This window comes from Kitasatospora sp. NPDC004240, assembly GCF_053603215.1.
Genome location: NZ_JBSGFD010000011.1, coordinates 1 through 15,002, shown reverse-complemented (window position 1 = coordinate 15,002; position 15,002 = coordinate 1). Strand labels below are relative to the sequence as shown.

At 73.6% G+C, this 15,002-nt stretch carries 12 protein-coding genes and 1 pseudogene; 9 read left to right on the top strand and 4 right to left on the bottom strand.

Features of this window, described 5'->3' with window-relative positions; all coding sequences use genetic code 11:
- Nucleotides 1–82: 82 nt before the first annotated feature.
- Together ACWEQL_RS05175 and ACWEQL_RS05170 are read right to left on the bottom strand one after the other, a co-directional pair.
- Nucleotides 83–1,891 (bottom strand): class I adenylate-forming enzyme family protein, encoded by a 1,809-nt coding sequence (locus ACWEQL_RS05175; protein WP_452148790.1) that lies wholly within the window; start codon nt 1,889–1,891, stop codon nt 83–85.
- Nucleotides 1,892–1,923: 32 nt separating this feature from the next.
- The gene (locus tag ACWEQL_RS05170) at nt 1,924–2,634 is read right to left on the bottom strand and encodes an aminotransferase class IV (protein ID WP_452148789.1); all 711 of its coding nucleotides are present in this window, start codon (nt 2,632–2,634) and stop codon (nt 1,924–1,926) included.
- 352 nt (nt 2,635–2,986) lie between these two features.
- Here ACWEQL_RS05170 and ACWEQL_RS05165 point away from each other — a divergent pair, with 352 nt between their 5' ends.
- From ACWEQL_RS05165 to ACWEQL_RS05125, 9 genes are all read left to right on the top strand, one after another.
- The gene (locus tag ACWEQL_RS05165; protein ID WP_452148788.1) at nt 2,987–4,147 is read left to right on the top strand and encodes a sulfotransferase family protein; all 1,161 of its coding nucleotides are present in this window, start codon (nt 2,987–2,989) and stop codon (nt 4,145–4,147) included.
- Between the two features lie 32 nt (nt 4,148–4,179).
- Nucleotides 4,180–5,427 (top strand): ABC transporter substrate-binding protein, encoded by a 1,248-nt coding sequence (locus ACWEQL_RS05160; RefSeq protein ID WP_452148787.1) that lies wholly within the window; start codon nt 4,180–4,182, stop codon nt 5,425–5,427.
- A 17-nt stretch (nt 5,428–5,444) separates the two neighbouring features.
- Nucleotides 5,445–5,993, top strand: coding sequence for an adenylyl-sulfate kinase (cysC, locus tag ACWEQL_RS05155; RefSeq protein WP_452148844.1), 549 nt, complete (start codon nt 5,445–5,447; stop codon nt 5,991–5,993).
- Nucleotides 5,990–6,904, top strand: coding sequence for a sulfate adenylyltransferase subunit CysD (gene cysD, locus ACWEQL_RS05150; RefSeq protein WP_452148786.1), 915 nt, complete (start codon nt 5,990–5,992; stop codon nt 6,902–6,904). The genes cysC and cysD overlap by 4 nt, the downstream gene beginning before the upstream one ends.
- Nucleotides 6,904–8,268, top strand: coding sequence for a sulfate adenylyltransferase subunit 1 (locus ACWEQL_RS05145; RefSeq protein WP_452148785.1), 1,365 nt, complete (start codon nt 6,904–6,906; stop codon nt 8,266–8,268). The genes cysD and ACWEQL_RS05145 overlap by 1 nt, the downstream gene beginning before the upstream one ends.
- A 105-nt stretch (nt 8,269–8,373) precedes the next feature.
- Nucleotides 8,374–8,772, top strand: coding sequence for an MmcQ/YjbR family DNA-binding protein (locus ACWEQL_RS05140; protein ID WP_452148784.1), 399 nt, complete (start codon nt 8,374–8,376; stop codon nt 8,770–8,772).
- Between the two features lie 71 nt (nt 8,773–8,843).
- Nucleotides 8,844–9,530 carry a thermostable hemolysin gene (locus ACWEQL_RS05135; RefSeq protein WP_452148783.1) on the top strand — a complete coding sequence of 229 codons (687 nt, stop codon included), beginning with the start codon at nt 8,844–8,846 and terminating at the stop codon, nt 9,528–9,530.
- Nucleotides 9,517–11,076: an AMP-binding protein gene (locus ACWEQL_RS05130; RefSeq protein WP_452148782.1), complete on the top strand. Its 1,560-nt coding sequence runs from the start codon at nt 9,517–9,519 to the stop codon at nt 11,074–11,076. The genes ACWEQL_RS05135 and ACWEQL_RS05130 overlap by 14 nt, the downstream gene beginning before the upstream one ends.
- Entirely contained in the window at nt 11,073–12,023 is a 951-nt protein-coding gene (locus tag ACWEQL_RS05125; protein ID WP_452148781.1) for a TauD/TfdA family dioxygenase, read from the top strand. The genes ACWEQL_RS05130 and ACWEQL_RS05125 overlap by 4 nt, the downstream gene beginning before the upstream one ends.
- Nucleotides 12,024–12,121: 98 nt before the next feature.
- Here ACWEQL_RS05125 and ACWEQL_RS05120 read toward each other — a convergent pair whose 3' ends face one another.
- Nucleotides 12,122–12,742: a mycothiol-dependent nitroreductase Rv2466c family protein gene (locus ACWEQL_RS05120; protein WP_452148780.1), complete on the bottom strand. Its 621-nt coding sequence runs from the start codon at nt 12,740–12,742 to the stop codon at nt 12,122–12,124.
- A 383-nt stretch (nt 12,743–13,125) separates the two neighbouring features.
- A pseudogene (locus ACWEQL_RS05115) lies at nt 13,126–15,002 on the bottom strand (hypothetical protein); the annotation flags it as partial.

Sequence of the window (15,002 nt, the reverse complement as noted above, 5' to 3'; positions counted from 1 at the left end):
GGGACTTCAGCGCGGGGAGGCGGCCGGCCCTCCGCCGCCGGAGGGGGGACGGCGAGGAGGGCCGGCCGGGTCGGTGGTTGGCTCAGGCCAGGCTCTGGGCCTGCGGCGGGGTCTCGGCGCGGGCGGCGATCCGCTTGATGATCAGCTGCTCGGAGAGCGTGCGGGCGACGGCCAGGCCGTGGTCCTCGTCGATGTCCAGCAGCAGGCCGGCGAAGGTCGCCCGGACCTCGCGCTTGAGCACCTTGCCGGTGACGCCCAGCGGGATCCGCTTCTCGTCGGTGGAGATGACCACGGCGGCCAGCTCGTGCAGCTTGGCCTTGCGCAGCGCCTTGTTGATCCGCGACAGCAGCTCCTCCGGGTCCGCCTCGCGGCCCTCGCACAGGCGCAGCGCGGCGATCGGCTCGAACTCGGTCGGGTCGACCGGGCTGACCGCGCCGACCACGGCGCAGTCCACGGTCTCCCGGCAGGTCTTGAAGATGACCTCCTCCAGGGTGAGGCTGTGCACCGGGCCCTGGCGGGTGCTGATCACGTCGGTGATCCGGTCGAAGTGGTAGAAGCGGCCCTTCTCGTCCTGGTAGCCGACGTCGCCGGTGATCCAGAAGCCCTCGCGGATGGAGCGGTGGGTGGTGTCGTGGTCGTCCCAGTAGCCGAGGGTGACGGTGGGGGTCTTGACCGCCAGGTAGCCGATCTCGCCGGGGGCGAGCCGCTCGCCGTCCTCGCCGAAGACCACGGCCTCCTCGACGATCGGCTCGGGGTAGCCCACACAGCGCTTGTAGGCGTCGGTGTCCGGGCCGTGGATGTTGAGGAAGAGCGCCATGCCCATCTCGGAGGCGCCGAGGCCGTCGAGGTAGCGCGAGCCCGGCCGCCAGGTGCCGTTGGCGCGGTGGCGGCCCATCCGGACCAGTTCGCGCACGTGGGCCTCGTGCGAGGCGTCGGCGGTGGAGATCCAGGTGGTGACGTGGGAGGCGGCGGAGGGGGCGATGCCGCAGGCGAGCATCTCGGCGAAGGTGATCGGGAACCCGGTGACCACGCTGGGCTTCCACCAGCGCATCGCCTCGGCGACCACGGCGCCGGCCTGGTCCTCCATCACCAGGGTGGGCAGGCCGAGGACGGTGGCCATCATCATGTAGCTGTAGCCGGAGGAGTGCGAGGGCGGGAACGCCAGCAGCATCCGGTCGTCGTGGCCCGAGGGCAGGGTGAGGATGCGCGGGCGCTTGCCGGCGAAGAACTGGCGGTGGCCGAAGGTGGCGGCCTTGGGCATGCCGGTGGTGCCGGAGGAGTGCGAGATCAGCACCGGGTCGATGTCGCCGTGCCGGTACGGGTAGCCGGCGGGCAGCGGGCCGACCGGGGTCCAGACGTTCAGCTCCTCCTGGGTGATGATGAACTCGAAGGAGGTGCCGGGCGTGGCGGCGGCCAGGAAGTTCGCCAGCAGGGCGTCGTCGGCGACCAGGCCGCGGGCGTTGAGCCGGGCCAGGTAGGCGGAGGCGGTGGCCGGGGCCATGTTGGGGTTGATGACGGCCGGGATCGCGCCGAGGCTGTTGAGGGCCAGGAAGTGGATGAAGCTCGCCATGCCGTCGGTGGTGTAGACGCCGACCCGGTCGCCGTGGCGCACCCCGACGTTGTGGTAGCGGCGGGCGAACACCTCGGTGCGGTCGCGCAGGTCCGCCAGGCTGAAGATCTCCAGGTCGGCCTTGGAGCCACCGCGCGGCAGGTGGTGGAAGAGCGGCGCGTCGACGTCGGTGGCGTGCTCCAGGGCGTGCCACAGGAAGTCGCCGGCGCCGAGCTGGCGGGTGGCGAGCAGCTCCAGCCGGCCGCGCAGGCCGCGGTGGGTGGGGCCGAAGTGCATGCGGCGGACGGAGGCGAGGTGACGCTTGACGGAGCGGAGCTTCATGATCGTGGTCTCCCTTGGAATGTGACAGGTCGTCAGTTCAGTTCGGGCAGCGGTTCGAGGCAGGCGGCGAGGTAGCCGCGCCAGTCCTCGGCGCGACCGGGCCGGCGGGGGGCGGGGACGCCGCCCGGCTGCCACGCGGTGACCGTCCGGATGCCGTGCAGGGCGCTGGTGAACCAGACCTCGTGACGGGCCAGCCGGTCGGGGGTGGTCTTGCGGTAGTGGATCTCCAGCCCGAGGCAGCGGGCACGTTCGAGCAGCAGCCGGCGGGTCACGCCGGGCAGCACGGTGCCGTCCTCGGGGGCGGTGCACAGGTGGTCGCCGTCCCACCAGAAGAGCGTGCTGAACGCGCCCTCGACGGCGTCGCCGCGGCGGTCGAGCAGCACCGCCTCGCCGGCGCCGTGGCGCTCGGCGCGGGCCCGTACGGCGGCGAGCAGGTCGAGGTCGGGGCCCTTGGCGGCGGGCCGCCGGCGCGGATCGGCGACATCGGCGATCCAGGCGACGACGGTGGGGGCCGGGTCCGGCGCGGGCCGCAGCCGTAGCACCAGGCGGCGCTCGACGGTCAGCTCGACACGGGGGAACCAGCGCCCGCGGCGGGGCAGTTCGGCGGTGACGGCGGCACGGAAGCGGACCAGCTCGGCCGGGTCGGCGCCGAGCGTCCGGGCGGTGCGGCCGAACCGCTCCCAGTGCAGTCGCAGGGCGCGTACCCGGCCCTCGTCGACCAGCCAGGAGTCGGCGGCGAGCACGGGTGGGGCCGGCTCCTCCGCACGGGGTTCCAGGCGGCCCGCCCACGTCCACAGGGACGGGGGCGACAGGGTCGACGGGGGTGGCAGGGGTGGCGCATCCAGGACGTCGGACATGGCGGTGACCTCCCGAGGGCGATCGGTCCGGTGGGGATTGCGGTGGATGGGCGCACACCGTACGCAGCCGCCGTCAGCCGCCTCCAGTGCCAAGTTCGGCGGGCTCGCAGGGCCATTGGCGCCGGTTCATTTGGTGCCCCCGCCGACCCCGAACTTGGCCCTGGAGTGGCCTCGGCGGCTCGCCTAGCCTGCCGATCAATCGACCAGAACCTCCGTTCGGACCACAGGATGTGACGCCATGACAGCACCAGCGAAAGCGCCGGCCTTCGACCTGGACGAGCTGCTCGACGCGGCCCGCGCCGCGGCCGGGACGCCCGACTTCGACGACTTCGAGCACCTGGACGCACTGGCCCGGCTGACCGCCTCGCTGGACACCGAGGGCGGGCTCACCGAGCAGGGCCGGCCCGGTGTGCGCGGCGCCCTGGTCGGCTGCCTGGCCACCCAGGCGAAGGCGAAGCTGGCCCGGCGGGCCCGTCCGGAGATCGCCGACGTGCGGATCGAGCGCCCGGTGTTCATCACCGGGATGACCCGCAGCGGCACCACGTTCATGCACAACCTGCTGCGCGAGCACCCCGACCTGCGCTCCCCCGACCTGTGGGAGCTGATGACCCCGGTCAGCGACACGCAGGGCGAGGACCCGGCGCTGGTGGCCGGCGCCCAGGCCTTCGTCGACGACTACTACCGGCTGGCCCCCGCGCTGCCGGCCGCGCACTTCTGGGAGGCCCGCCGCCCCGACGAGTGCCACCGGCTGACCGCGCCGACCTTCAAGACCATGGCGTACGAGCTGCGCTACCGGGTGCCCTCGTACGGCGAGTGGCTGGCCGGCCAGGACCAGTTCGACGCCTACGACCACCACCGCGACCTGCTGCAGCACATCCTGTGGCGGGTGCCGGCCGAGACGGTGCTGATGAAGTGCCCGTTCCACCTGTGGAAGCCGGACGCGCTGACCCGCACCTACCCGGACGCGCGGATCCTGCACATGCGCCGGGCGCCCAGCGTGACCATCCCGTCCACCTGCAGCCTCACCGAGATCATCCGCGCCTCGCGCAGCGACTCGGTGGACCGCCACGAGCTGGGCGAGTTCTGGACCCGGCGGCTGCGCGAGGCCGTCGACGCCCTGCCGGAGCAGCTGGCGAAGCTGCCGGCCACCGCCTCGGTGCTGGACGTCGACTACAAGGCGCTGATGAAGGACCCGATCGCCACCGTCGGCGGGATCTGCGACTTCCTCGGCCTGCCGGTCACCGGCGCCGCCGAGCGCGCCTTCCGCCGCTACCTGGAGGAGAACCCGCAGGGCCGGCACGGCTCGCACGCCTACCGCGCCGAGGACTACGGCCTGGACGTGGCCGCCCTGGACGAGCTGTTCGCCGACTACGACTACCGCCCCGAGTCCGGCCGCTGAGCCGGAGCGGGCGAAAAAAGGGAGGGGAACCCATGACCACCGCACCGGAGAGCACGTTCGAGGAGCGGGCCCGCGCGGACGTCGAGTCCGTCAACCGCGCCGCCGCCGGCGACCGGACCGTGAAGATCGGCATCGTCACCCCGCTGACCGGCCCCGGAGACCCGACGGCCGGCGAGCTGACCGTCCGCGGCGCCCGGATCGGCGCCGAGTACGTCCGCGAGCACGGCGGCATCCGTGACGGCCTGCAGATCGAGTTCGTGCTGCGCAACGACCAGGAGACGGTCGCCCTCGACGGCGACATGCAGCGCTCCGCGGTCGGCGCCTTCGCCAAGGTCGCGCAGATCGACGACGTGCTGGCCGCCCTCGGGCCCTGGCACCTGCGCACCGCCGACCACACCGCCGAGCTCGCCGAGCGCCTGGGGGTGCCGCTGTTCATCGAGTCCGCGCACAGCGGGGTGACCCGCAAGCGGCGCCGCACGGTCTTCCGCACCTTCACCAACGTCGCCGAACGCGTCCCGCCGATGGTCGAGTTCGCCGCGGAGCAGGGCTTCCGCAAGGTGGCGCTGCTGGCCGCCAACACCGTCTTCGGCCTGATGACCGCGGACACCTTCGAGGAGGTCGCCGCCGCGCACCCGCACGACTTCGAGGTGCTGCGGATCGACTTCGACCAGGAGAGCACCTTCGACCTGACCGAGGAGCTCGCCAAGATCAAGGACTTCGCCCCGGACGTCTTCGTCAACGTCGGGGTGATCCGCACCAACTACCTGGTCATCCAGCAGGCCACCGAGGCCGGACTGCTGCCCGCCACCCCGCTGATGGTGCCGTTCCAGTACCCGCTGCGCTCCGCCGACTACTGGCGGCTGGCCGGCGAGGGCGGCAACCACGTGGTCTGGCCGGCCACCGTCTTCAGCCCCTACTGGGAGGGCCTGACCGAGGTCGGCCGCTGGTTCGTCGAGCGCTACACCGCCGTCTACGGCGCCCCGCCGCCGGACACCGCGCTGAACTCCTTCACCGACATCACCCTCATCGCGCAGGCGCTGGAGAACGCCGCCGAGGTCAGCCGCGACGGCCTGATCGACGCCCTGGAGGCCGGCACCTTCGATACCTGGCGCGGCCCGGTCTCCTTCGAGCGCGGCGAGGACCACTGGCACCACTCCCCGCCGGAGGTCATCCTCCAGCACTACACCGGGGTCGGCCAGACCATCACCGACCTGACGGTGGTCCACCCCGCCGCGTACCGCACCGGCGACTACACCCACCCCAGCCTGGGACAGGAGTGAGCGCCGTGACCGACACCATGACCGCGCCGAAGGTCTCCGGGGGCACCGTCTGGCTCACCGGACTGCCCAGCGCCGGCAAGTCCACCCTGGCCCGCGCGCTCGCCGAGCGCCTGCGCGCCGGCGGCCGCCGGGTGGAGATCCTGGACGGCGACGAGATCCGCGCCAACCTGACGGCCGGCCTGGGCTTCACCCGCGCCGACCGCACCGAGAACGTCCGCCGGATCGGCTGGATCGCCGAACTGCTCGCCCGCAACGGCGTCACCGTGCTCGTCCCGGTGATCGCCCCGTACCGCGACGCCCGCGCCGCCGTACGCGCCCAGCACATGGCCGGCGGCACCCGCTACGTCGAGGTGCACGTCGCCACCGCCGTGGAGACGTGCGCCGAGCGCGACGTCAAGGGCCTGTACGCCAAGCAGGCGGCCGGCGAGATCTCCGGGCTCACCGGCGTCGACGACCCGTACGAGGCACCCGAACACCCCGAACTGAGGATCGACACCGACCTGCACACCGTCGAAGCGACGACCGACCTGCTGCACACCGCACTGACCGAGAGGGGGCTGGCATGACCGACCTGACCGCACCCGCACTCCCGCGCCTGAGTCACCTGGACGCGCTGGAGGCCGAGGGGGTCCACATCATCCGGGAGGTGGCGGCCGAGTTCCAGCGGCCGGTGCTGCTCTTCTCGGGCGGCAAGGACTCCATCGTGATGCTCCACCTGGCCCGCAAGGCCTTCGCGCCGGCGCCCGTGCCCTTCGGGCTGCTGCACGTGGACACCGGCCACAACTTCCCCGAGGTCCTGGAGTACCGCGACCGCACGGTGGCCCGCCACGGGCTGCGGCTGCACGTGGCCAGCGTCCAGGACTACATCGACGACGGCCGGCTGCGCGAGCGCCCCGACGGCACCCGCAACCCGCTGCAGACCGTCCCGCTGCTGGACGCCATCCAGGGCAACAAGTTCGACGCGGTCTTCGGCGGCGGCCGCCGCGACGAGGAGAAGGCCCGCGCCAAGGAGCGGATCTTCTCCCAGCGCGACGAGTTCGGCGCCTGGGACCCGCGCAACCAGCGCCCCGAGCTCTGGTCGCTCTACAACGGCCGGCACCGCATCGGCGGCCACGTCCGGGTCTTCCCGCTCTCCAACTGGACCGAGCTGGACGTCTGGCAGTACATCGAGCGGGAGGACATCGAGCTCCCCGCGATCTACTACGCCCACCGGCGCGAGGTGTTCCGCCGCGACGGCATGTGGCTGGCCCCCGGCGACTGGGGCGGCCAGGGCGAGACCACCGAGGTCCGCCAGGTGCGCTACCGCACCGTCGGCGACATGTCCTGCACCGGCGCGGTCGAGTCCGACGCCACCGACATCCAGGCCGTCATCGCCGAGATCTCGGCCTCCCGGATCACCGAGCGCGGCGCCAGCCGCGCCGACGACCGGATGTCCGAGACCGCGATGGAGGACCGCAAGCGGGAGGGTTACTTCTAATGAGCGCCGCACACCCCACCGGAGAGCAGGTCGGCCTGCTCCGCCTCGCCACCGCCGGATCCGTCGACGACGGCAAGTCCACCCTGGTCGGCCGGCTGCTGTACGACTCCAAGTCCGTCCTCAGCGACCAGCTGCAGTCCGTCACCAAGGCCGCCAAGGACCTCGGCCTGGAGCAGGCCGACCTGGCCCTGCTCACCGACGGCCTGCGCGCCGAGCGCGAGCAGGGCATCACCATCGACGTGGCGTACCGCTACTTCGCCACCGCCAAGCGGCGGTTCATCCTCGCCGACACGCCCGGCCACGTGCAGTACACCCGCAACATGGTCACCGGCGCCTCCACGGCGCAGCTCGCGGTGATCCTGGTGGACGCCCGGCACGGCATCGTCGAGCAGACCCGCCGGCACGCCGCCGTCGCCGCCCTGCTGCGGGTGCCGCGGGTGGTCCTCGCCGTCAACAAGATCGACCTGGTCGACTGGGACGCCGAGCGCTTCGCCGACATCGGCGCGGAGTTCACCCGGCTGGCCACCACCCTCGGCATCCCCGAGTTCACCGCGATCCCGGTCTCCGCCCTGCTCGGCGACAACGTGGTCGACCGCTCGGAGAACATGGACTGGTACCACGGCCCGACCCTGCTGGACCACCTGGAGTCCGTCCCGCTGGACGAGGACGACCACCGCCGCCCGGTCCGCTTCCCCGTCCAGTACGTCATCCGCACGCCCGGGGAGTCCCGGCACGGCTACCGCGGCTACGCGGGACGCCTCGCCGCCGGCGCCCTGTCCGTCGGCGACGAGCTGGTCGTGCTGCCCTCCGGCGAGCGCAGCCGGGTCCGCGGCATCGACCTGCTCGGCGAGGCCGTCGAGGTCGCCGTGGCCGGGCAGTCGGTGACCGTCTGGCTGGAGGACGACGTCGACGTCTCGCGCGGCGACCTGCTGGCCGGCACCGAGGGCGCGCCCGAGCCGGTGCGCGAGGTCTCCGCCACCGTCTGCCACCTGTCCGACCGTCCGCTGCGGGCCGGCGACCGGGTGCTGCTGCGGCACACCACCCGGACCGTCCGGGCGATCGTCACCGCGATCCCCGGCCGCCTCGACATCGGGGCGCTCTCCTGGGAGGACGGCCCCGAGAAGCTCACCGCCAACGACATCGCCACCGTCACGGTGCGCACCGACGGGCCGGTCACCCCCGACCTGTACGCCACCGACCGGGAGACCGGGTCCTTCCTGCTGATCGACCCGCAGGACGGCGACACCCTGGCGGCCGGCATGGTCGGCGCCTGCGCGGAGAACCCCTTCGCGACCGGCACCGACGACGACACGTACGTCTGCCCGACCGCACCGGCCGGCGCCTCCCCGACCCGCCAGGGGTGAGCCCGTCGGGGAACGGCCGCTCCGGTCAACGGGCTTTGGCACGATGACCGGAGCGGCCGCCCCGACGCCGGGCGGCCCGACCACTACCGAGGGGTGACCAGAACCATGACTTCCGCCGCGATGAATCCCGAACGGTTCGCCGACTACGCGCTCGGCCTGCCGGAGGCCACCGAGGACGAGCCCTTCGGCCCGGACGCCATGGTCTACCGGGTGCTCGGCAAGATGTTCGCGATCGTCCGGCACGGCTCCGACGAACGGCCCGACTGGGTCACGCTCAAGTGCGAACCCGAGCTCGCCGCCCACCTGCGCGGGCGGTTCACGGGCAGCGTGCTGCCCGGCTACCACATGAACAAGCGCTACTGGATCACCGTTCTCCTCGACGGCTCGGTGCCGGACGAGGAGATCGAGGAGATGACCGACCACTCCTACGACCAGGTCGTCGCCGCCATGCCCAAGGCCGAGCGCGAACGCCTGCGCTTCGCCCGCCTGCGCGCCGACCTGTAACTCGCCGGCGGTTCCCTCCGGGGTGAGGGCCCCGGGACGCCGGCGGGCGACGACAGAGAGGGACACCGCTCATGAAGATCGCCCTTGCCCGGCGCGGCTCACCCGCCTGGCACTCGTCCACGGACGTCGTGCGCGACGTCTACGGCCGCTGGTACGGCGCCGAGGTCCACTCCGAGCCGGACTGCTTCCTCGTGGCCCACGAGGAAGCGGCCCGGGAGGCGTCCGAGGAGTCCTCCGGGGCGGCGGAGGACAGATCGACCCGGTCGCCGCTCGCGGTCGCCGGTCTGACCTTCGGCTCCGCGGACCGCCCCTTCTTCTCCGAGCGCTACCTGGACGGCCCGCTGGAGCGCCGGCTGCGGGACCTGTCCGGCGGCGCCGTCGACCGGGAGCGGATCGTCGAGGTCGGCTCGCTGGCCTCCCGGGTCAGCCGCACCGGCCTGGAGCTGATCCGGCTCACCCCGATCGTCGCCTGGTGCCTGGGCATGGAGTACATCCTGTGCACCGCCACCCGGCAGCTCACCGCCACCTTCGCCCGGGTCGGCATCGAGTTCGTCCCGTACGCGCCGGCCGACCCGGGTGTGCTCGACGCGGAGGAGCGCGCCTGCTGGGGCTCCTACTACGAGCAGGCGCCGCAGGTCGGGGTGATCCCGCTGAACGCGCTGCACCGGCTGTTCACCGAGATGACCGGCCGCTACTCGCTGCTGGACCTCACGCCCGGCGCGCCCACCGAGGAGCTGGTCGGCCATGCGGGCCGTTGAGCGGGTGCTGCGCGAACTCGCCGACAGCGACCGGCCGCTGGTCGAGGTGCTGGGCGAGGAACCGCTGAGCTACCGTCAGGTCATCGGCGCCGCGCGGGCCCTGGCCGGCGAGCTGGCCGGCCGACCCCGCTCCGGGCCGCTGCGGATCGGCGTGGTCTGCGGCAACACCCCCGCCTGCGTGATCGCCGACCTCGCCCTGCTCGGCTCCGAGGACGTCGAGATCCCGGTGCCGCTGGCCTTCTCGCACGAGCAGGCGGCCGGCCTCCTGGAGAGCGCCGACCTCTGCCTCGCCGACGGGCCGGGGCTGCGCCGGCTGGAGGAGTGGGGCCGCGGCCGGGTGCTGCGCCCGGACTGCCCGGTGATCGGTCTCGACGCCGGCCGGCTGGTCGAGCTCGGTTCGCAACTCGGGCCCGAGGGGCCGGAGTTCCCGGTGCGCCGGGAGGCCGCCGCGGACCGCGAGTGCAAGATCATCCACACCTCGGGGACCACCTCCCGCCCCAAGGGCGTCCGCATCCGCTCCGCCGCCCTGGACGCCCTGCTCGCCTCGCTGCGCGCCGAGATGCCGCCCGGCGCGTTCCGCCGCTACCTGTCCATGGTGCCGCTCAGCCTGCTCATCGAGCAGGTCACCGGCCTCTACCTGGTCCTGCTGGACGGCGGCACCGTGGTGCTGCTGCCCGAACGGGCCGCCCTGGTCGGCACCGCCGCCGACGCCGCCCGCGAGGTGCTCCACCACCTGCCCGCGGTCCGGCCGACCGCGCTGGTCGCCCCGCCCTCGGTGGTCACCGAACTCGAACACGCCGCCGACCGCGCCGCCGAGGCCGGGGCACCCGTGGCCGCCACCCTGTTCGGCACCGACCGCGTCCCGCTGATCTGCTGCGGCGGCGCCCCCTCCCACCCGTCCACCCTGGCCCGGCTGCTCGACCACGGCATCCCCGTGTACGAGGGCTACGGCCTCTCCGAGAACAGCTCCGTGGTCAGCTGGAACACCCCCCGCGCCCACCGCCCCGGCACCGTCGGACGTCCGCTCGGCCACGTCACCGTCCGCATCGCCGAGGACGGCGAACTGCTCGTCCGCAGCACCTCGTTGTTCGCCGGCTACACCCGTGACGACCCGTCCAGCCTCGCCCTCGACGCCGACGGCTGGCTGCACACCGGCGACCTCGCCACCCGGGACGAGGACGGCTACCTGCGGATCACCGGCCGCAAGAAGAACGTCATCATCACCGCCGCCGGCCGCAACGTCGCCCCCGAATGGGTCGAGGCCCAGTACGCCCGGATCCCCTGCGTGCACGCCGCCGTGGTCTTCGGCGACGGCCTGTCCGCCCTGCACGGCCTGTTCCTGGTCCACCACGGCACCGACCTCGCCACCGCCGAACGGGAGATCACCGCGTACGGCGCCGAACACCTCTCGGAGGTCGAGCGGGTCTCCTCCGTCCACCTCGTCCACAGCAGCGAGGAGCTCTACCGCAGGTACTTCACCGTCACCGGCCGCCCGATGCGCAGCACCGTACAGGCGGCCCTCCTCCCCACCGGAAGGGCATCATGACCACCGCCACGTCCACCACCGCGGCCACCACCACCGCGCCGGCCGCCGTCGAGTCGTACGGCACCGGCACCGGGCTGCTGCTCACCCCCGCCGCCGCCCGCACCCTCGCCGAGCTGCCGCCCGCGTACGTCACCGGACTGCTCGCGGAGGCCGGGTTCCTGCTGCTGCGCGGCTTCGGCCCGGACCTGCGGAGCTTCTCCGCCTTCGTCAAGGCGCACTCCCGCAAGGTCACCCTCGACCCGGCGCGGTCCTTCCACGGCGGCGAGGTCGCCCAGATGGTCGACGCCGGCACCGCGGCCGTCGGCCTGCACCTGGAGAACGGCAACAGCCCCTTCGGCCCCGACCTCACCTGGTTCTTCTGCGAGAAGGCCGCCGCCCGCGGCTCCCAGACCACCGTCTGCGACGGCGTACGGGTCTGGGGCTCCGCCACCGACACCGACCGGGCACCCTTCGCCCAGGACATCGTCTACTCCCGGGTCGTCGAGGAGGCCAAGTGGCGCGCGTTCGTCCACCACCACCTCGGCGGCGACAAGCCCCTGGAGGCCATCACCGTCGACGACATCACCGCCCTCGCCAACGACCCCGACTCCACCACCATCGACCTCAACCCGGACGGCTCCATCACCTACGCCTACCGCACCCCCGCCGTCCACGGCGGCCTCTTCTCCGACACCCCCTCCTGGGCCAACAGCGTCTTCGGCCCCTCCTACAACTACGAGACCCCCACCATCACCTTCGCCGACGGCACCCCGCTCGACCCCGCCCTGCTCGACCGCTGGCGCCACCTCACCGAGACCGCCACCGAGGACCTGGAGTGGCAGGACGGCGACGTCGCCCTGATCGACAACACCCGGGTCATGCACGGCCGCCGCGCCATCCTCGACACCGAGAGGACCATCTACAACGCCCAGAGCTACCTGTCGACCGAACTCCTCCCGCTCCCCTGACGCGCGAGGGCCGCCCCCGGGATCCGGGGGCGGCCCTTCGGTCGCCGTGAGGCTTCGGTCGCCGTGAGGCTTCGGTCGCCGTGACAGGTGAGGAGCGGTCAGTCGACCGTCGGCGGGCGGGTGCGGGAACGCTTCAGCTCGTAGAAGCCGTCGATCCCGGACAGCGCCACCACGCCGTCCCAGAGCCGGCCCGCCGCCTCGCCGCGCGGCACCGGGGCGACCACCGGGCCGAAGAACGCGGACACCGTGCCGTCCGGCTGCGGGAAGTGGATGGTCGGCGTACCGAGGTCCTCGCCCACCGGGGCCAGACCCGCCTTGTTGCTCTCCCGCAGGACGGAGTCCCACTCCTCCGAGTCGGCCGCAGCGGCCAGCTCCAGCGGCAGGCCCACCTCGGCCAGCGCGGCCTCGTAGGTCTTGCGGCTGCGCCGGGCCTTCTGGGTGTGCAGCCGCTCGCCCAGGGCCTCGTACAGCGGGCCGACCACCGCGTTGCCGGCCTCGGCCTCCGCCGCGATCAGCACCCGGGCGGGGCCCCAGCCGGTGCTCAGCCACTTCTTGTACCAGGACTCCAGGCCCTTGCGGCCCTCGTTCAGCGCGGACAGGCTCAGCACGTGGTAGCGCAGGTCGACGTCGCGCTGCTCACGTACCTCCACCAGCCAGCGGGACGTCACCCAGGCCCAGGGGCAGATCGGGTCCAGCCACACATCGGCACGCGTCGTCATGACACCAGTTCCTCTCCACGGGGAAGCCCTTCTCCTTCCACCCTAGGAAGCGACCGGCCCACCACCTCGGTCCATTCCGGCCATGTTTCACTGGGCCACTTCGCCCCCGGAGCACCTCCGCCGAGCCGTGCGCCCACCCGCACCCCGGCCCGGACACACGGCCGCCCCGCCCAGCCGGCCGCCCCTCCCACTCACCCCACCTCGCCGTCGTAGAACCGAGACCCCCGCCCCCCGGGGAACGCCGCCGCCCCGCCCACCCGACCGCCACCCCTTCCAGCCACCTCCCCACCACGCGGTCGTCAAGCCGAAACCCCCACTCCCCTCCCCCGGGAACGCCGCCGCCCCGCCTCCCGGTGGGCCGGGGGCGGGGCGGGCGGTGGGGGTCAGTCGCGGGTGTGGGGCTGGGCGAGGTGGTCGTGGAGGGAGGAGAGGATCTCCACCGCGTCCGGCAGGTCGGCCGCACGGCAGCGTTCGATGGCGGCGGCCAGGCGGGCGCGGGCGGCGCCCGGCCGGCCCAGGGCGTTGCCCTCGATCATGGCCGCGATCCGGGTGGCCTCGGCACGCGGGCGTTCGGCCTCCTCGCCGCCGACCTCGTACGCGGTGATCGCCAGTTCGACGGAGGCGAGCGCCTCCTCGGGGCGGTCCACCCGGATGTACACCTTGGCCCGCTCGTAGTGGGCGGCGCCGCGCAGGTACCAGCCGGTGTGCGGCAGACCCTGCTCCTCGGCCCGCTCGCGCAGGGCGTCCGCCTCGGCCAGCCGTTCCAGGGCGGCGGGGAGGCCGTCGGGGCCCTGGGCCTCGACGGTGAGCCGGGCGATCTCGCGCAGCATCGCGGAGACCTGGTCGGGCCGGGGGGCCCTGGTGTGGGAGGCGAGGGCGCGTTCGCGGGCGGCGTCGACGGCGTCCCAGTGCCCGGCCGCGGCGAGCGCGACCGTGGCCTCGGCGGCGGCCATGGTGTGGGTGTCCTGGTCCTCCCAGCCGGCGACGGAGTCGGCGAGCCGCAGGAACTCCTCGGCCGCGTCGCGGTACTCCTCCAGTTCGGAAAGGCCCCGGGCGAGGTCCAGGCGGATCTGGGCGAGCATCCGCTCGTCCACGGCCGCGGGAACGGCGGGGTCGCCGAGCACGGACTCCAGCACGGCGACCGCGTCCGCGGCCCGGCCGGTGCCGCGCAACACGTTGCCGAGCTGCAGCCGGGTCTCGGCGGCCTCGGCGGTCTTGCCGTCCCGGTCGAAGCGGGCGGCCGCCTCGGAGAGCGAACGGACCGCCGCGCCGGTCTCGCCGGTCAGCGCGCTGACGTGGCCGAGCAGCATGTAGGTGGCGCCGTACGGGAAGTCGTCGTCGGCCCAGCGGGTGGCCTCGGCGATCGCCCGGTGGAACACCTCGGCGGCCTCGGGCAGTTGCCCCTTGTGGAACAGTACCTGCCCGAGCAGGCCGAGGCTGCGCGGGGCGTGCCAGGGCAGGTCGCCGTCCTCCAGCAGGCCGAGGATCTCGTGGAGTTCGGCCTCGGCCTCGTCCAGCCGGCCCTGCCGGGCGGCGAGGTCGGCGGTGAACTGTCGGGCGGTGGCGGTGCGGCGGACGGAGCCGTGCGCCTCGCCCGCGGCGCGGTAGGCGGCGACGAGGGTGGTGAAGCGTTCCACCAGCTCGGCCGGCGGGCCCTGCGGCTCGCCGTCCTCGTCGGTGCGCTCCGGGCCGTCCTCCTCCGTGTGCTCCGGGCCGCTCTCCTCGTCCTCCGGGCCGGACAGCGCGGCGACCAGCTCGTGGTGGGCGGCGAACGCCCGGCACTGGAGGATCAGCAGGTGGTCGTCCGGCTCCAGGGCGCCGGCGGGCAGGGCCTCGGCGGCGGCCAGGAGTTCGTCCAGGGCGGGCCGGTCGGCCGGGTGGCCCTTCTCCTCGTCGAGGTCGACGACCAGGGCGCGGGCCCGGACGGCCAGCGCGTGACCGTGCTGGCCGGCCTGGTCGAAGAGGTCGGCGACGGCGGCGAGTTGCTCCCGGGCGCGGACCCAGTCCTCCTTGTCCAGGGCGTCGTGGGTGCGGTACTCGGCGACGTCGGCGCGCAGCCGCGCCACCGGGCCGAGCGCGGGGTCGAGGGCGATGTCGCCGTCGGTCTCCGCGGCGTCGAGCAGCTCGGCGATCCGCGCCCAGTGCCGGTCGGCGTCGGGGTGGCCGAGCGAGCGCAGCTCGCGGGCGCGGGTCACCAGGGCGGTGGTCGTGGGGTGGTCTTGGCGGTGCTCTCGGTCGCCCCTTCCCGGAGGTCCCCCTG